The 18,950-nt window shown below is 44.5% G+C and carries 11 protein-coding genes, 1 pseudogene and 1 riboswitch; all 12 genes and pseudogenes read left to right on the top strand.

Annotated elements, in window-relative coordinates; all coding sequences use genetic code 11:
- A pseudogene (locus tag AKG39_RS13945) lies at positions 1–268 on the top strand (S8 family serine peptidase); the annotation flags it as partial.
- A 688-nt stretch (positions 269–956) separates the two neighbouring features.
- The gene (locus AKG39_RS13935) at positions 957–2,207 is read left to right on the top strand and encodes a DUF4430 domain-containing protein (protein WP_050741009.1); all 1,251 of its coding nucleotides are present in this window, start codon (positions 957–959) and stop codon (positions 2,205–2,207) included.
- Positions 2,208–2,225: 18 nt separating this feature from the next.
- Complete coding sequence (locus AKG39_RS13930; protein ID WP_050741008.1) at positions 2,226–4,361, top strand: Ig domain-containing protein; 2,136 nt, start codon at positions 2,226–2,228, stop codon at positions 4,359–4,361.
- 205 nt (positions 4,362–4,566) lie between these two features.
- A complete protein-coding gene (locus AKG39_RS13925; RefSeq protein ID WP_050741007.1) occupies positions 4,567–5,541 on the top strand; it encodes a TIM barrel protein in 975 nt (324 codons plus the stop codon).
- Positions 5,542–6,049: 508 nt separating this feature from the next.
- On the top strand, positions 6,050–7,750 hold the full coding sequence (locus AKG39_RS13920; RefSeq protein ID WP_126981257.1) for a DUF4430 domain-containing protein: 1,701 nt from the start codon (positions 6,050–6,052) through the stop codon (positions 7,748–7,750).
- A 108-nt stretch (positions 7,751–7,858) separates the two neighbouring features.
- Positions 7,859–11,692 carry an Ig-like domain-containing protein gene (locus AKG39_RS13915; protein ID WP_050741005.1) on the top strand — a complete coding sequence of 1,278 codons (3,834 nt, stop codon included), beginning with the start codon at positions 7,859–7,861 and terminating at the stop codon, positions 11,690–11,692.
- Positions 11,689–12,636, top strand: a complete 948-nt coding sequence (locus tag AKG39_RS13910) for an ECF transporter S component (RefSeq protein WP_050741004.1) — start codon at positions 11,689–11,691, stop codon at positions 12,634–12,636. The genes AKG39_RS13915 and AKG39_RS13910 overlap by 4 nt, the downstream gene beginning before the upstream one ends.
- A 51-nt stretch (positions 12,637–12,687) precedes the next feature.
- Positions 12,688–13,800 carry a DUF4430 domain-containing protein gene (locus AKG39_RS13905; protein WP_050741003.1) on the top strand — a complete coding sequence of 371 codons (1,113 nt, stop codon included), beginning with the start codon at positions 12,688–12,690 and terminating at the stop codon, positions 13,798–13,800.
- Between the two features lie 72 nt (positions 13,801–13,872).
- Positions 13,873–14,823, top strand: a complete 951-nt coding sequence (locus tag AKG39_RS13900) for an energy-coupling factor transporter transmembrane component T (RefSeq protein WP_050741002.1) — start codon at positions 13,873–13,875, stop codon at positions 14,821–14,823.
- 183 nt (positions 14,824–15,006) lie between these two features.
- Entirely contained in the window at positions 15,007–16,701 is a 1,695-nt protein-coding gene (locus AKG39_RS13895) for an ABC transporter ATP-binding protein (RefSeq protein ID WP_050741001.1), read from the top strand.
- Positions 16,680–17,552, top strand: a complete 873-nt coding sequence (locus tag AKG39_RS13890; protein ID WP_115028192.1) for an ECF transporter S component — start codon at positions 16,680–16,682, stop codon at positions 17,550–17,552. Before AKG39_RS13895 ends, AKG39_RS13890 begins: the two co-directional genes overlap by 22 nt.
- A gap of 144 nt (positions 17,553–17,696) precedes the next feature.
- Positions 17,697–17,867: riboswitch (cobalamin riboswitch) on the top strand.
- A 101-nt stretch (positions 17,868–17,968) separates the two neighbouring features.
- The gene (locus AKG39_RS13885) at positions 17,969–18,925 is read left to right on the top strand and encodes an ABC transporter substrate-binding protein (RefSeq protein ID WP_242852623.1); all 957 of its coding nucleotides are present in this window, start codon (positions 17,969–17,971) and stop codon (positions 18,923–18,925) included.
- Positions 18,926–18,950 lie beyond the last annotated feature (25 nt).

Here is an 18,950-nt window from a genome sequence, read left to right as displayed (position 1 = left end):
GACCAACGGCGCCATGAGCGGCACCGAGGGCGAATCAAAACGCCTGGAAGGCATCCGCATCAGCCTGACCGGAGCCGACGCCGAGCTGTGTGATATTTATTATCAGGTGCACGCCGAAAATATCGGCTGGATGGGCTGGGCCAAAAATGGCGCCAGTGCCGGAACCGAAGGCTTCAGCTATCGCCTGGAAGGGATCCGCATCGTGGTGGTTCCCAAAGGTGCCGCCGCCCCCGGGCCAACCGAGAGCGCCTTTGTGAGCAATAACTAAAAAAAGAAAGAGCAAAAGAGACAGCACTATGAGGCTGAAGGAATGCCTTCAGCCGGGAAGGAAATAAAACAGAAGTCCGGCAACGGCACAGGGAAAATTCACCTGCGCCGTTGCTTTTTTTAAAAATCTGGTAAGAAAAACAATAATAATGCGAAAAGATATTGCAATTTTTAATTTCAGGTGATAAGCTTTGTTTAATATCTGAAATGTAATTAAAATTATAGAGAATGCCGGGAATCGTGTTAACAGATCATAGAATTCTATTAGGCTTGGTAAACTTAACAAGCGACATTGTTGCGGTTTACCTTAGGGGAATCCGGGTGAAAATCCCGAACAGATGCGCTACCGTAATTGCCAACAGGCAAAAGCCGGGAACCTATTCTTTATAAATGTGCAGAATCCTACGCAATTGTGGATTTCATGCCAAACAAAGTTCTACAGCATATTCTGGAACTTCTGTCACAAGTCTTTTTTGACTTTGACGGGAGTTTTTTTTGTTGATTTTTGCGATTAGGGGATAAAGGAGGAAAAAAGTTATGATTATTGATAAGCCACAATTAGAGTGAAGTGGTTGCTGTAAAACATGATGATTTCAATGGCGGAATGAAGGAGGAAGAAACTGAAACAAACAAGAAAAAATGATGAATAAAGATACGCAAAAATTTCAAATCAGAAGGAGAAAGAGCAAATGGAGAAGAGAATTTTCAAACAACTAAGTGGCGTTTTAACATTTTTACTGGTTTTGGGCCTGATCACACCATTATCGGTTTTGGCAGAAACCAGTGAGCCGGAAACGGATAAAACCGGGAGGACGGTTGTCATGGATATGGAGCGGTTTACCATTGGTCAGGGGTTCTATAAAGAACCGGTAAGGATGAATTTCACAAAAGGTGAAACCGTTTTTGACCTGGTTTCCAGGTTGGCCGGGGCTGAAAATATCATCGGCAGCGCTGTTTATATCAATGGCATTAAAGGAACCGATGCCGGTGTTGACACCGTGGAAATACCAGACTATATTGTTGAAAAATTAGGCGGAGGCGACACGGCCGCGGCTAAGGCGTTCGGTAATGCGGGAACGGACAGCGCATTGGGAACCGCATCATACAGCCAACAGGGCGGTTGGATGTTTTTGGTTAACAACCTGAGCCCTGACGTGGGAATGGGAGATTATGTTGTCAAAGATGGTGATGTTATCCGGATTGCGTTTAGCTATTGGGGATACGGTGCGGATTTAACCGGTTATGAATGGGGCTCTCCGGATCCCAAGGTTGTCATCGGCAACAAGGACGAGTTGGTTAAAGGAATTGCCAGAGTGAATACAGAGACGAAAGAAAGTTATTTAAACAATGCCGGAATAAAAATGGCCTATGACAATGCCATCGCTGTTTCAGGAAATATGGTGGCGTTACAAAGTGACATTGACACGGCTGCCGTGGCATTAAATAATGCAATCGATGCATTCAGCATCACCTGTAATTATCAAACCCATGTGGAAAATGATGGCTGGCAGACATTTCGAAGCAATGGTGAAATAAGCGGAACCTTTGGCAGATCCCTGAGACTGGAAGGGATTAAGATCAATCTAGATGAAAATACAGCGTATGATTTAGGCGTTCAGTACAAAACGCATATACAGAATCTTGGCTGGGAAGACTCCTGGAAAAGCAATGGCTTGTTGAGTGGAACCGAAGGTCGGTGCTTACGATTGGAAGCCATTAACATTGAACTCACCGGAGCGGATGCCGATAAATTTGACATTTACTACCAGGTCCATGCTCAAGATATTGGGTGGATGGGATTTGCTAAAAATGGAGAAAGTGCGGGTACCGCAGGATTGAGTTCCCGACTGGAAGGCATTAAAATTCAAGTAGTACCGAAAGGCGCGCCGGCACCGACATCCGCAAATGGGACAGCAGGGAACGCTTTTATAAGTCAATAAAGAGAAGGTAGGGGAAAAATGAAATATTTAGCGGAAATCAAAAAAAAAACATGGCTGATGACAGCCTGTTTGTTCATCCTGACCACGATTGTGATGATGATGGGTTTAACCCCGGTTAAAGCAGAAGAAAATAAGACTGCCGTCGCCGTGAAAGTAGTATACACCATTGAAAACAAGGTTGTGCCACTTCAGGGCATTAATGAAAACTATGATGAGTTTCTTAAGGCTGCCTATACAACAAAGCTGGTAGCCGCTGATGGAACCGAAGTAAGCCAGGCGATTATTGACAAATCCCAGGCGAAACTGGTGCAAATGTATCCCGACAAAAACATCCAGAATCCTTTGGTGTTTAGTGGACTGGAATCTGCAGCTTACAGCTTTGATGAGGCCATACCACGCTTATTGAATCAGTATGTGATTAAATATGATGAAGCATTGGCGGGCAAATATAAACTGACCTATTGGTATGAAGAAGAAAGATCGCCACTGGCGGGAACGGATTTTGAGTCTAATAAGCCGTCGTTTGCCTATAATGATAACGCTGCTGTGCCCAGTGTCGATCAACAGGAAGCTTTAATCAGTGATACTGAAACATTTATTCAGGATTGTTTAGTGTATCGTCTTCCGGCGGCGGTTTCCGGGCGCGATGCGGTGTTTGGAACAAATGGAAACGCCTACGGTTCGTGGCTGATTTTTACCGCAGCCAGAGCTGAATACACCCCCCATGCCGGCTTTTATGCAGAAGCTTATGATGCCTTTGTTGAAAAATACACGGATTCCGGCAAAAATGATAGCCAGGGAAACCCCGTGAACGAAGGCTTTGATGCCAACGAGGTAGCCAAGGATGCCCTGGCAATCACGGCCATGGGTTATGATGCCAGAAATGTGGGGGGATACGATCTCATCGAAATGCTGACCAATGGAAAAAATCCGTCCAACGGATATTTTGTTAAACAGGTCAGTGAATTTGCCATTGATTCCTATAATTATCTGCCAAACCGGGATCATGCTTATATTCATGAACTGGCGGCCAATGCGCTGGCGGGTTCAGTGACACACAGTGACCCTTTGATTGATATGTATGTCATGGAATTCCAGCCAATTGCAGCTTTTTATGATCCCGATGCAAAAGCAGGAGATGAATTTTATGATGTAAAACAGGCAATGGAGACGGTACTCATGCCTTATTTTTCAAGAGTTCAGGGTTATACCGGCCTCTTCTACAGCGGAATCGATTATGACAATCCCTGGTCCAATGCCCAGAGCTTTATCATGCTGGGCACCGGAGACGTGAATTTTTTCCAGACGGCCTTTATCAAAAACGGCTATTCTATGCTAAATATTCTGCCTGATAAAAACAAGTCATTTTCAGCCGACGAAGGCCAGATTGCAAGAGGTTATGAAGCCCTTGTCCGATCATATCGGGGCGAAACCAAACTCTTTGACTGTACGGATGTGATCAATTCCACCGTTAAGGTAAATAATGCCATTCTAGCTTTGCCGGAAGCCGCTTCTGTTAATGAAGCCAACAAGGCTGCTGCTCAGGAAGGTTTGGCCAATGTGGATGCGGTTCTGGCAGGACTGAATTTAACCCAAAGTCAGAAGAACAGCATTGATATGTCTCGATACAATGCGGTTAAGGCGAAGGTGGAAGGAACCGTTATAGACCCCGGGATAAACTGTCGGTACCACACCCATATTCAAGACATCGGATGGGAAGAAGTTTGGAAAACCGACGGGAACATAAGTGGAACCTTTGGTCAATCCTTGAGACTGGAAGGAATAGAAGTTAAGCTGGATGGTAACTCTGGTTATGATTTAGGAATTCAGTACAAGACCCATATTGAAAATATTGGCTGGGAAGACACCTGGAAAACCAATGGTCTCATGAGTGGCACCACAGGAAAATCTTTGAGACTGGAAGCGATTCAGATTGAGCTCACCGGTGCCGATGCCGATAAATTTGATGTTTATTATCAGGTTCATGCTCAGAATTTTGGGTGGCTTAACTGGGCGAAAAATGGTGAAAGCGCAGGAACAGCAGGCTTTGCATATCGATTGGAAGGCATTAAAATTGTGGTGGTACCCAAGGGCGAAGCACCACCTGCAGTAGAATTCGGAACCAATGATCAAACTTTTGTCAAGAACAATTAAGTCAAACAGTAAAGAATGTTGGCATCCACTGGCATAACCCTGATAATGCAAAACACAGGTTTAGTGGACCTGTGTTTTGCCAAATTTTGTATAAGCTGTTGTCAGATACGAAGTTTATTATGAAATAAACTTCTGGGTATAGGAAATTAATCAAAATTGGGCTATAATTCATATAAGAAACGAAATGAAAGGATGGCACAGAGAAATGTATCTGATGAATATTTCGAATTGTTCCGGTGATCTGGATAAATTTCAGGGGGACTGGAAAAATGTTGAGCAATTTTTAAAAAAACATCAATTGGATGGTGTGGAACTGATCTGTTACCAGGATGACTACCTTGATACGCTGCCTCGATCTATTTTGAAAGGCCTCCACTTGAAATATTTTCCAACCTGGTTAGAATTCTATAAAAATGATCTAAAAAAAACGTGTGATATGTTTGGTGGAATAGAGGGGGTTCGCCAATATTATGGTGGAACCCATCCAGATGCCCTGGTGGATGCATTTCGGCATGAATACCAGACGGCCTTGGAATTTGGCGTGGAATATATGGTTTACCATGTTTCCCATGTGACCACTGAGCATTCATTCACAGGGGCATTTGACTATACCGACGATGATGTATTGGCAGCCACGGTGGATCTGGTTAATAAATCATTTGATACCAACAGTGATATCATGCTGCTCTTTGAGAATTTATGGTGGCCGGGATTGACGCTTTTAGATAAGGATAAAGCCAAGCGGTTTCTTGATGGCATTAACTATGAAAACAAAGGGATCATGTTGGATTTGAGCCACTTGATGATTACAAATCCCAAGCTTAAAACATCAGGGGAAGCCGCCGAGTATATTCTGGAGTGCATCGAAAACATGGGGGATTTAAAAGATTGGATAAAAGGCATCCATGTAAATTTATCATTACCCGGGGAGTATATGATTCAGGATCATTCCTCTCAATACGAGGTCATTTTGGAGACGACTGACCAGGTTGAAAAATATATTAAAACCATCAATCATATTAAAAAAATTGACTGGCATGTGCCATTCGATCATCCATTGGTAAAAAACATCATCGATGCCATCGATCCCCATTACGTGGTTTTTGAATTGCTCTCAAAAAACAGAGATCAGCTTGAAGACTATATTTCCATTCAAAACAAGGCCATCGGCAGAGTTTGACAGCGGATACAATAAATACCAAAAAACTGTTGCAATTTCAAATTTCTGATGGTAAAATTTTAGATATCGATTAAATGCGGTTGATAACCGGAATGATTTAATTTAAACTGAGCAGTGAAATGAATAATTGCTCAGAACAACGTGGTTTTTGATAATTTAACTAGTGTTATAAAGAATGCCGGGAATCGTGGGTTTACAAATCATCAGATTCTATTAGGCTTGGCAAACGTATATGCAACCTTGTTGCCGTTTGCCACAGGGGAATACAGGTGAAAATCCTGAACAGATGCGCTACCGTGATTGCTAAAAGCATAAGCCGGGAACCTATTCATTATATACAGGCATAATCCTTCGCAATTAAGGATTTAATGCCAAACAAAGTTCTACAGCATATTCTGGAACTTCTGTCGCAGGTCATTTTTTGACTGCGATAGGGGTTCTTTTTTTGTTCTTAAAAGAGCTGGAAGAAAATAATTTGTATAAAGAAAGCGAGCGGAAGGTGAAAAAAATGAGTAAAATAAAACAATTTATGAGTATGATTTTGACTTTAGCAGTGTTCTTTTCGTATAGCATCCCTGCCATGGCTGCGGATACTATTGAGACGCAAACAAATGACCCGCTGGGTACTATTACAATAGCGGTGGAAAAATTCACTCTTGGGGAGGGTTACTATGTTGAACCGATAGAAATACCCTACTACAGTGGGGATACCGGTATAACGGTGCTGAACCGATTTTTGGACAGTGGAAACATTGTCTGGAAAAGCAATTATTTAGTTGGGATTATCGGAGCTCAGGCGGGAGAAGTGAATGTTCCGGATTGTATTTCTAAAATGGAATCCCATACTGATTTTGGAGAAGCGCCGACAACGGCAACTGCTTTGGCGGAAGGCTTGACTTATCCAAATCGATTATCCGAAAAAGATTACAGTCCGATGTCGGGATGGATGTATTCGGTTGATAATGATTTCCCGGGGTATGGGCTCGATGGCTATACCCCGTCAGACGGTGATGTATTTCGGCTGCAGTTTACCTTATGGGGATATGGCGCTGATCTGGGCCAGGATTTTCAGGGCGGGATGACACCCATCAACGAAACCGACAAGACTGAATTAACACGACTGTTAGGAGAAATCAATAGTAGCCCGAACAAGAGCCAGTATCTGAAGGATGCTCAGTTTAAGGCTTTATACGATCAGGCCAATGGAATCATGGAAAATCTGGAAGCAACCAATAAACAGGTTCAGAATATCTATGATCAGCTAAAAGCTGGAATTCCAGCAGTGACTGAATCTGTCAGCTGCACCTATCAGACCCAAATCGAAAATGTGGGCTGGCAGGCAGTGAAAAGCAATGGCGAAACCAGCGGTACCTTCGGCGAATCCCTGCGCCTGGAGGGCATTAAGATCAATATCGATGCTCCGGGGAAAGATCTGGGCGTGGAATATCAGACCCATGTTGAAAATTTAGGATGGCAGGGTTTTAAAGGCAATGGCGATCTTAGTGGAACCGAAGGCAAGTGTCTGAGATTGGAAGGTATCCAGATTCGCCTGACCGGAACCGATGCTGATAAGTACGACATCTATTATCGGGTCCATGCTCAGGATTACGGTTGGCTGGATTGGGCTAAAAATGGAGCTAGTGCCGGAACCGAAGGTTTTGGCTTGCGACTGGAAGGAATTGAAGTGAAAGTGGTACAAAAAGATGCGGCAGCACCGGGGAAAACGAACCGTCCCTTTGTGACCGGAAACATTCACCTCAACTATCAGACCCATGTTGAAAATATCGGCTGGCAGGAACTGAAAAAAGACGGCGCCATGAGCGGAACATCCGGTAAGTCGCTAAGACTGGAAGGCATCAAAATTAATGTGGATAATGCCGGCTATGATGTGGGTATCAGCTATCAGACCCATATTCAGGATATCGGATGGCAGGAGTTTCGGACCAATGGAGTCATGAGTGGAACCGAGGGTGAATCCAAACGCCTGGAAGGCATCCGGATCAGTCTGACCGGAGCCGATGCTGACCTGTGTGATATTTATTATCAGGTTCACGCCGAAAATATCGGCTGGATGGGCTGGGCTAAAAATGGCGCCAGCGCTGGAACCGAAGGCTTTGGCTATCGCTTGGAAGGGATTCGCATCGTTGTGGTTCCCAAAGATGCCGCCGCACCGGGGTCAAGCGAGAGCGCTTTCGTGAGCAATAATTAGCAATGTCAGCTTGGCATATTTAACAATTGGAAACCGGTATCGATGCTATTTGCATAGGCCAGTGTGGTTTCAAAAATTATTCAGATGAAATGAAAGTGATGTGAAAAAATGAAAAACAATTTAGCAAAAAATATCCTGAGCTTTATGTTGATTGTAACCCTATTGTTTACATCCAACCTGACTTGTTTTGCGACAGGGAAATCTGAAGCACTGGCTAGTGAAGCAAATGAAAGCATAACGATAACGGTGGAAACATTTACTTTAGCGGGCGGGTTTGTAGTCAAACCCACCCAGGTTGCATTAAACCAGGGGGAAACGCTGGGCAATGTGCTAAACCGGGTATTGGGGAGTTATTTGGTTTGGAATGGTAACTCTCTGGATGGGATTATTGGCGCTCAATCGGGAAATGTTTCGGTTCCCGGCTGTATCTCGGCGATGGGTGTGAATGACAATGGCGAACTGGCTCCTACCCTAAAGAGTATCATGGAAATTGGCTTGAAATCAGGGGATCGATTGGGCGAGCATGACTACAGTTCGATGTCGGGCTGGCGATGTTCAATCAACAATGAATTACGGGGCAACTCCATAGCTGGCTATGTGCCAGCACAGGGCGATGTGGTGCGGCTGCAGTTTTCACTGTGGGGAGACGGTGGAGATTTAGGACAAACACTGAGTGGCGGCGTTCCGGCCATTTATACGGCGGATAAAGATCTACTGATAAGCACATTAGGCAGTATTAACGCCAGCCCGTATTTCAGTGAATTTATGACAGACAATACATTTAGCAGCACTTACAGTCAGGCCGTATCAATCGCAGAGAATCTCCAGGCATCCCAGAATTCGGTGGATGCTGTTTGTAATGAATTAAACACATTGTTACCGATTCCTACAAAGTCGATTTCACTGCCAATGGGAACCTTGGAAATGGATGTGAATCAATCATTTGGATTTGAAATTAGCATTTTACCTGAGAATGCAACAATTGGCAGAGACGTTTCATGGCAGTCTTCAAATCCTGATGTGGTAGAAGTTGACGGAAACGGTGTGGTTACCGGTGTGGCCCCGGGATCTGCAACAATCACCGCATTGACAACAACCGGAGGATTGAGTACGAGTTGCAATGTCAACGTAAAAGCCATCCCCATAACGGAAATTCAAATGAATATTAGCGGACTGGCTCTGGAAAACAACGGCTCTTATCAACTGTGTGTCTTTTATTTTCCAGAAAATACCACGGATGCAAAGGCCGTGGAGTGGTTTAGCTCCGATACCGCTGTGGCAGTTGTATCGTCATCCGGTTTGGTGACCGCCGCGGGAAAGGGAACGGCCACAATTACTGCACAAACCCCAGGCGGCATCACTGGGGCATGCCAGGTAACCGTTGCAACAGCCGCGGAACTGGCCGGGGAAATAACCGAAAAAATTAATGGGCTGCCAAAGGTCGGGGCACTGCGCCTGGCGGATAAGGCGGCTTTGGAAGCAGTCAGGGCAGAGTATGATGCCAGTCCGGAAAATGCGAAGAATCAGGTGACATCCTCTGTTATTGAAAAATTAAATGCCCTGATCAAGCGGATGGACGAACTGGAAAGCAACCAGGAATTGGCAAATAAGGTGATGGAAGCCATTGGCTTACTGCCACCGGCGGAAAGTGTAACCCTACAGGATGAGGAAGACATAAAATCGGCAAGAAATGCCTATGAAACAGGATTGAACCGGGAACAGCAGACCTTGATTCAAAGTGAACTGCTGGATCAATTGGAAAACTGCGAAAAAAGGATCCTGGAGATTAGAAAAGAAAACGAACATTCAGCACAAGAGGTTATGGCCTCTATTTCCGATCTGCCCCAAGCCTCGGCGATGACATTGGCTGATGCAAAACAGGTATCCAATGTTCGTAAGGCCTTTGAAACTTTAACGACGGATCAGCAGAGCCTTATTAAAAACCTTGATTTTTTAAGCAATGCTGAAATAAAAATAATCGACCTGATAAAAATTAGGATCGCCGGAATAGATGAAAAAACCATAACCGCAAACTCATCCAAGATGAAACAATTTTTGGATGTGGGTAAGGCCTACGACGGAATGACTGATAGCGAAAAAAATCGTCTGGACGGCGAAACAAAAGACAAGCTGCTAAGAATCCAGGCAACGTTAAAAGCAATCAACGGGACAAATAATGACATAACCGTGGATGCTCCGTGGTATGTGGCGCTTCAGGGAAAACTCATCAAAGAAAATGAAGCCACTTATAAAAAGTTCATCCAGATGATGGCCAAAGAAAAAATCAGTTCTGAAAATACGAGCTTACTCAAGCTTTACAAACTGTCACTAACCGATTTGAGTAATTACAATATGGATTACGTATCGGAAGCAGATGATGCGGTAACCGTGTCTTTGCCGCTGAGCAGTGAAGATCAGGCCTGGGAAAAACTAAGTGTTGTAACACAGGCTGCGGATGGAACAATAAAGGTGATTAATAAAGATCAGTATAGCATTTCGGAAAACCGGATTATATTCAGGGCAGCAAATATAACGCTGGTGGGTTTGCTGGGAGAAAAAGCACCGGAAAAAATAGCCGCGGCAACGATTGGGGTGAACAGTGTCAATATGTTGGAGCCGGAAATCAAAACCGCAGTGGCTAAGACCTCAAACTATATGCTGGTAGCAGCGGCGAATCCCACCATCCAAAGTGGTTTGTGGGAAACGGTGTGTTTTGCCAGAAGTGGCTATGCGGTGCCGGAAGGCTACTACGATCTCTTTTATCAAAATATTGTTAAGGAGTTCCAGGAGGGCCAGGGTTCCATTTCAGGAGATCGCACCAATACCGACTATTCAAAAACAATATTGGCGCTGACGGCCATTGGCAAAGATCCCACCAATGTTGGGGGGTATAATGTGCTGGGTAAATTATCAAATTTCACCCAGATCAAACGGGGTGGAATGATGGCCTATGTCTGGGCTCTCATTGCCCTGGATTCCAATAATTACGAAATACCGTTAACCACAGCAGGAACCCAAACGACCCGGGAACTATTGGTTCAAACCATTCTGGAGCGTGAAGTGGTAACAAGTAAAGGTGTCCGGGGTGGATTTTCATTGTACTCCGATAGTGCAAACGCCTCACCGGATACCGATGTTACCGCAATGACTCTTCAAGCTCTGGCAAAGTACAAAGACAGGGCAGATGTGAAACCGGTTATTGAACGGGCATTAAGTGTCTTATCAGGGTTGCAGAATAGTGATGGCAGTTATGGAACTTTTGGCGCACCGGAAACATCGGAAAGTACATCCCAGGTTGTTCTTGCCTTAACGGCACTGGGCATCGATCCGGCCATTGATTCCCGCTTTATTAAGGGTGATAATTGGGTATTGTCGGATTTAATGACCTATTATATTGATGGCGGCGGTTTTATGCATGTTAAGGCCGGAGAGACAGGCAATGGCGGCGCAGCCCCCGGCGCATTAAACGGAATGGCTTCCTATCAGGCGATGCAGGCGATGATTTCATACAATCGGATGAAAAGTGGACAATCCTGGATTTTTGGGATAACGGATGGCTTTAAGCCGGTTATCAATAAGGAGGTAAAGCTGGATGATATTCAAAAGGAATATGAAAACCGGTATGGTACAACCAAACAGGGGGGAACCGTTTCAGTGGCAGCCGGAGGCAGCACATCAGGCACGGTAGCCGCCGCCGGGAATACCGCCGTTGCTGCAACAGCGGCGTCTAAGGGCGGAACTGCGGCTGAGGCCTTTACGCCCTGGTCGTTTACCGGCACGTACACCCCAAGTTTAAAATCTGATGCGGCTGAGGGAGCTGGGGCTAACAGCAGCAGCCAAACAAAGATGCCTTTCATTATCGGCGGGGCGGGAATTATTTTGGCCGGAGCTGCCGGGAGTTTGATTTATCGTGCGAAGAAAAAAAGAATTAAGAACGCATGAATACGAATAATGAAATCGAAAAAACCGGCAGAGTGAATGAGGGTGCCAAACAGCGCACCCTTGTTGCATCTTTGATTGTGTTTCTGCTGATCCCGGTGACCATTTGGGTAGGTATCACCTATTTGGGTGATCGAAAATACTTGTTTATCAGTTTGTTGATTATTTTCTACAGTTTTATTCCCTTTTGTCTGTCTTTTGAAAATCGAAAACCCGAGGCCCGGGAACTGGTTCTGATCGCGGCCATGGCAGCCATTGCCGCCTGTGGCAATCTGGCGTTTTTTATGATTACGCCCTTCCAGGCCGGAGGGGCGCTCATCATTATTGCAGGAATTTGTTTAGGGCCGGAGCAGGGATTCTTAACCGGCGCCATGGCAAGGCTTGTTGTGAACATGTTTGCCGGCCAGGGACCCTGGACACCCTGGCAAATGTTTTGCTGGGGACTGCTGGGATTTTTAGCCGGGCTTTGCTTTAACCGGGATTTGGAATTTTCAAAAAAAGAAATAGATTTTAAAATTGTAGTTGGACCGGTTATCTGTGTGTGTATATCCATTCTTATTGGGTTTATGATTCATCGTGTTTTTCATTTGACCGGGACGTTTATTGGCTGGCAGCTATATGTTTATGGGGCATTTGGCTTATTGACTGGACTGCTGTTGCAACAAAAGCGGTTGCCCGCTGATCGGGTAACCCTAGGCGTATTTGGTTTTTTGACAACATTTATTATCTATGGCGGAATTATGAACATTGCCGCACTGGTCATGGCGGTCGGCGTTTCCGGTTCGGGAATGGAAATGGACTGGAGTTCCATGAAATTATTGTATATTTCCGGAGTGCCCTACGATGCTGTTCATGCATTGGGCACCTGTTTCTTTTGTGTGGTGTTAGGCCCAGTGATGATTGAAAAATTGGAACGGGTAAAAATAAAATTCGGACTTTATCGGTGATAATGGTTCTGTGAAAATGAGGAATAAACTTATGGTTGAGGAGAAAAGAAAATGAAGAAGGGATTTCAAAAGAAGCAGTTTTTGCTGTTGATCATGCTGATATTGATGGCATTAACAACAATTGGATGCAGCAACATTTCGGCAGCAGTGGCAGGAGATACAGAGTCTCAGGATGTGGTGGAGTTGGCAGAGGATACTCCGATTCCCGAAGACGGAATTATTACAGCGGCGCAATTCAGATCAATTGCCGGGCAGGACAGAACGGTCACATTTTCAGGCACCAGCGGGAACGGAATTAATTATGTGTGGTCGTTTAATGGGCAGGATATCAAGAACCCGGCGGATCAGAATCTGAAAATTGATTTTACAACCCAGGGCGATACCCTAAACAGCGTTAAGGCAGGTGCCGGAAACGCCCCTTATGGGTTTGGCATGAAGATTGCCGGGAATAACGGGCTGATAACAGTGCCCACGTTAACCGTAACGCTTTCGGAAAAATGGGATGCAGACAGTGCGGCCCTGTGTAAAATAAGCGCCGGGAGCATTGCCAAAATGAGCACTGCGACCTTTGACAATCTAGCAGAAACAACAAGGCTGTCATTCAAGGTGATTGAAACCGGGGATGATTATTTTGTTGTAGCAGGTAAGACGATCGCTCCGATCCAGAGTGCCGGCACTGGCACCGGAACAGAGGCAACAACCGCCTCAAACGGAAGTACAATAACCAGTGATGGCGGGACGGTCAGCGGCGCTGTCGGAAATACGTGCACACTTTCCATTAATTGCGCAACGCTGCTAAATCATATGGATGTTTTGCCTGCGGGTAAAGCGGGCTTTGTACCAGCCAATGGATGGATTTTATATTCGACCCAGGTTCCTTTCACCGAGGGCGAAACGGTTCATGATGTGCTTCAGCGGGTGTGCCGGGAAAATGGCATTCACATGGAATCCAGTTTTACCCCGGCGTACAACTCGGCTTATGTGGAAGGGATTAACCAGCTGTACGAATTTGACGGCGGTGAGCTTTCCGGCTGGATGTACAATGTCAACGGCTGGTTTCCGAATTATGGATGCAGTCAGTATACGCTGAAAAACGGCGATGCGATTAATTGGGTATACACCTGCGACCTTGGTAAAGATGTCGGCGATAACAGTATGTGGTAAACGAAAAAAAGTGAGCTATACTGTCCGTTTACACGAAATAATTTAACTACTCAAATATTAAGGAGCGTGCCAGTGGAAGATTCTTTTTCGACCTATCATCCGATTATTAATTTCTTTTACTTTTCAGTCATATTAATCATCAGCATGTTTTTTAATCATCCGATGATTTTGGGAATCTCGCTGATTTCCGCAATATTGTATGCTGTGGTGCTGCAGGGATGGAAGAAGGCCCTGAAATTTAATTTATTGTTTATGCTGCCGATGCTGATTATTGTGGCGCTGATTAATCCTTTGTTTAATCACTCTGGTGTGACTATCCTATTTTATCTTGACAATGGGAATCCAATTACCCTGGAATCGATTATCTATGGGCTTGTGATGTCGGTAATGCTGATCCAGGTGATAATCTGGTTCTCCTGTTACAACATCATTATGACCTCGGACAAATTTATTTATCTGTTCGGCCGGATCATTCCCGCACTTTCGCTGATTTTTTCAATGGTGTTGCGATTTGTCCCCAAGTTTAAGGCCCAGCTGAAAGTTATCAGCAATGGTCAGAAATGCATCGGCAGAGATATTACAAACGGAAATATTTTAATGCGGGCCAGGCACGGGGTTACGATTTTATCGATTATGGTTACCTGGGCCCTGGAAAATGCCATCGAAACCGCTGACAGTATGAAAGCAAGGGGCTATGGTTTAAAGGGGAGAACCGCATTTTCCCTGTATCGCTTTGATAATCGGGATAAGGGCATGTTCGGTGTCATGCTGATTTTGCTCGTGATCTTCATCATCGGCGTATCTATGGGAAATACATTTGTGCAATATAATCCGATTATTATCATTAACGGAATTGTTCCGATGAGCTTGTCAAGCTTTTTCACCTATTTCATTTTTCTGGTCTTCTGCCTGATCCCTGTGGCTGTGGATGGATTTTCGGCCATGAAATGGCAAAAAATGAAAGAAGTGATACCGGAAAAAACAAAGTGCGCAGAAATCAGAGTTGGGATCGAAGCACAATGATTGCTTTGATGTCAGTTTTCACAAATGATTTTGTAACGTGTAGGCGTACAGTTCATCGTACTGTTCGCCGTGCAGTGTAAAAATTGTTTCGTATAAACTAGCAGCAAAGCCACGGCAGTTTTGGTACCTAATGATTACTTAAGAAGGAGGCCGCGGCGATTGATTTCAATCGCTGAATAAAAAATGGGGTTAATAAAAATCAACAACCTGTGTTTTGCATATCCGGAAATGGAGAAGATGGCATTAAAAGATATCAGCTTATCAATTGCTGAAGGGGATTTTGTGGTGATTTGCGGAAAAAGTGGGTGTGGTAAAAGCACCCTGCTCCGCCATTTTAAATCAGTGCTGACCCCTCATGGCAAGCGATCAGGAGAGATATTGTTCAATGATAAACCCTTGGAAGAGGCTGATTTAAGAACTCAGAGTCAGGAAATCGGCTATGTGCTCCAAAGTCCGGAAAATCAAATTGTAACAGACAAGGTCTGGCATGAATTGGCCTTCGGTCTCGAAAGCCTGGGTTATGATACTCCGACAATTCGCCTGCGAGTGGCGGAAATGGCCTCATACTTCGGGATCCAGGCCTGGTTCAAACGAAATGTGACGGAATTGTCCGGAGGCCAGAAGCAATTATTAAATCTCGCTTCAATCATGGCCATGCATCCGTCGGTACTCATATTGGATGAACCAACTTCCCAGTTGGATCCCATTGCCGCTTCGGACTTTCTTGAAACGGTAAAAAAAATCAACCGGGATTTGGGAACGACCATCATTATGACGGAACATCGTTTAGAGGATATTCTTCCGGTTGCGGATAGGGTAATGGTAATGGATGAGGGCGAAATTATCGCCGGCGGAACACCCCGGGAGATTGGCAAACAGCTGCGCGGACTGGGGCACGACATGTTTTTATCGATGCCGGCGCCTATGCAGATTTTTGCCGGGGTGGAGTCGGATCTGGCTTGTCCATTAACCGTAAGAGAAGGACGAAAGTGGATGAGTGCGTATCTGCAGGGAAATGATGTAAAAAAAACTAAGATCCCACTTGAAAAACCGGAGATCGAATCAGACGAAACAGTGGTGGAACTGAAAGACGTGTGGTTTCGCTATGATAAAAACTTCCCGGATGTAGTAAAAGATTTGTCACTCCGGGTGAAAAAGGGCGAATTCTATTGTCTGGTAGGAGGCAACGGAACCGGAAAAACCACTTCGTTATCCCTAATTTCCGGGCTAAACAAACCCTATCGGGGAAAGGTTCTGATTAACGGTAAAGATGTTCGGAAGTTGTCGGACAAAGAACTGTTTCATGGGATGCTGGGGATATTACCCCAAAATCCCCAGAGTCTTTTTGTCAAAAAGACGGTTGAACTTGATTTGTACGAGATGATCGGTGGCACGAAAGAGAAAAAAAACAGCGTATATGACAGCGACATCGAAAAGAAAACAGCGGTTGATAAAATTGCCCAGCTGCTGCATATTGAGCATCTCTTTGCACAACATCCCTATGATCTTAGTGGCGGGGAACAGCAGCGACTGGCATTGGCAAAAATAATGATGCTGAAACCGACGATTCTTTTACTGGATGAACCGACAAAGGGATTGGATAACCATTTTAAGCGTGAGCTTGGGGGCATCCTGAGAAAACTTCAGGAACATGGGGTGACCATTATCATGGTGTCCCATGACATTGAGTTTTGCGCATTGTTTGGCGACGTCTGCGGTTTATTCTTTGACGGTAATATTGTGACCAGCAATACCCCCCGGGCTTTTTTTTCAGGCAACAGTTTTTACACGACAGCTGCAAATCGAATGTCACGTCATGTTTTTGAGAATGCAATTACGGTAAAGGATGTGATTACATGCTGCAGGATGAATCTTTAGATGATTTTCTGGATGCGTTTTTAGGGGAAAAAGGCCACCAGAAACCAGAAAAAAAACGTTGGCCAACCCCGGCCATACCGATAAACACCGATAATTTGGCCGCGGTTGCTATGGTTCATAAAGACATGAAAGAACCAATCGCGAAAAAAAAACTGAGTAAACGCACCTGGGTGGCAATAGTTATGATTCTTGTGATAATTCCCCTGACCATATGGTTTGGCATCCGTTTTATGGGTGATCGAAAATACTATTTTATTAGTATGGGCATTATTGTTTATACCTTTGTGCCTTTTTTGATGGTTTTTGAAGGAAGAAAACCCCAGGCCCGAGAACTTATCATCATTGCCATTTTAGCAGCAATTGGGGTTGCGGGACGGGCAGCATTTTTTATGCTTCCGCAGTTTAAACCTGTGGTTGCCGTTGTTATCATTGCTGGCGTTTGTTTTGGCGCAGAGTCCGGATTTCTGGTTGGTGCAATGGTCGGTTTTGTGTCCAATTTCTTTTTTGGTCAGGGACCATGGACCCCCTGGCAGATGTTTTCATTTGGAATTATCGGTTTTCTGGCCGGAATTCTTTTTCGAAAGGGCTTGTTAAAAAGCTCAAAGCCACAACTCTGTGTTTATGGTTTTCTGGCAACATTTTTTATCTATGGCGGCATTATGAACATGTCTTCATTACTGATGTGGTCAAGCATCATTACCTGGAAGTCAGTATTGGCAGTCTATATCACCGGGGCCCCATTTGATTTAATTCACGCAAGTGCAACCGTATTTTTTTTATTTGTTGCATCTAAACCCATGATTGAAAAGCTTGAGCGGATCAAGAAAAAGTATGGCCTCATCGAACGCTGATCGTGATTAAGCTATGGGCAAAATTTTGAGTTTATAGGTAGTTTATTTTCGTATTACGAAAATAAACTACCTTTTTTAATAAAATGATTTATTTGATTCCCAGGCAAGAGAAATAATCATTTGAAATGTCAGGAAATTTGTGATACACTTCGACTAATAAAATAGTACAAGTAATGAGGAAAGGGGTGGAAGACCCCTACAGCCCCCGCTACTGTAATTGCCAACAAGATTCTCAAAACCACTGTCCTAAGGACGGGAAGGGAGGATGGCGGATGAAGCAAAAGTCAGGACACTCAACTTTTATTAGATTTCTTCGGTGGGAAGAACAGGATTAAACCTTTTGTTTGTTATCCAGCCTCCACAGGAAGCTGGATTTATTTTTTGCAAAATTTTATAATTTGGAAAGAGGAAAGAAAATGAAAAACAGAAAAATGCGTTCATTATTGGCAATTTTCATTATTGCGGCTTTGGGGTTATTGTTTGCCGGCTGCCAGCAAACCACGGGTACAGTGAGTTCAAGTGGAGTCGAAACAAAAAGTGGGGCGACGACCTACCCCTTAACCATAACCGATGATTCAGGTGCCTCGGTGACCATTGAGAAAGAGCCACAAAAAATAGTATCCTTGTCGCCATCCGCCACTGAAATAGTATTTGCTGTCGGTGCCGGAAGCAAGCTTGTGGGACGAACCGATTATTGCGATTATCCCGAAGAAGCTTTGGCGGTAGCCAGTATCGGCAGTTTCAACGCACCAAATCTTGAAAAGATTATTGAACTGGCACCGGATGTTGTGGTGTCTTCGGATTTAGTGTCAGATGAAATGAATCAGCAATTGCAGGCTATCGGCACCAAGGTTGTTGTTTTTGATCCGGATAGTATTGATGGGGTTTTAATTAATATTATTCAAGCCGGAGAAATTACCAATGCCAATGATGCCGCAAAAAAAGTGGTTGATGCCATGGAAGAACAGCGACAGGAACTCAAAGATAAGGCAGCAACTGTAACCAAGCAAAAATCAGTTTTTTTCGATATCGGTAAATTTTACAGTGCCGGGCCTGGCTCCATGCTGGACTCCATGCTGACTGATCTTAATGCTAAAAACATTGCTGCTGATGCAACAACTCAATGGGCGCAATTAAGTACAGAAGAAATAATTGCGGATAACCCGGATGTTTATATTTCCCTCTATACCAAACCAGAGGAAGTAAAAGCGACGCCTGGTTTTGATACGATCAATGCAATCGTAAATGACCAAATTGTCTACTTTGAATATCTCACACCGGACAGTGATATGATTCAGCGACCAGGTCCCCGTATTATTGAGGGCATGGCTTTAATCGCCAATGGCATTTATCCGGAAGTATTTACTAAATAATTTAAATTGGGGCGAATGCTGTTCG

The sequence above is a fragment of the Acetobacterium bakii genome, assembly GCF_001263355.1.
Taxonomy (GTDB): domain Bacteria; phylum Bacillota; class Clostridia; order Eubacteriales; family Eubacteriaceae; genus Acetobacterium; species Acetobacterium bakii.
The sequence above is the reverse complement of the archived record's forward strand: the minus strand, read 5'-3'. Positions and strand labels throughout refer to the sequence as shown.

Coding starts and splice junctions, on each gene's coding strand:
- AKG39_RS13885 (WP_242852623.1), top strand. CDS start 17,969: ATGAAAAACAGAAAAATGCGTTCATTATTGGCAATTTTCATTATTGCG.
- AKG39_RS13920 (WP_126981257.1), top strand. CDS start 6,050: ATGAGTAAAATAAAACAATTTATGAGTATGATTTTGACTTTAGCAGTG.
- AKG39_RS13915 (WP_050741005.1), top strand. CDS start 7,859: ATGAAAAACAATTTAGCAAAAAATATCCTGAGCTTTATGTTGATTGTA.
- AKG39_RS13890 (WP_115028192.1), top strand. CDS start 16,680: ATGCTGCAGGATGAATCTTTAGATGATTTTCTGGATGCGTTTTTAGGG.
- AKG39_RS13935 (WP_050741009.1), top strand. CDS start 957: ATGGAGAAGAGAATTTTCAAACAACTAAGTGGCGTTTTAACATTTTTA.
- AKG39_RS13925 (WP_050741007.1), top strand. CDS start 4,567: ATGTATCTGATGAATATTTCGAATTGTTCCGGTGATCTGGATAAATTT.
- AKG39_RS13930 (WP_050741008.1), top strand. CDS start 2,226: ATGAAATATTTAGCGGAAATCAAAAAAAAAACATGGCTGATGACAGCC.
- AKG39_RS13910 (WP_050741004.1), top strand. CDS start 11,689: ATGAATACGAATAATGAAATCGAAAAAACCGGCAGAGTGAATGAGGGT.
- AKG39_RS13895 (WP_050741001.1), top strand. CDS start 15,007: ATGGGGTTAATAAAAATCAACAACCTGTGTTTTGCATATCCGGAAATG.
- AKG39_RS13905 (WP_050741003.1), top strand. CDS start 12,688: ATGAAGAAGGGATTTCAAAAGAAGCAGTTTTTGCTGTTGATCATGCTG.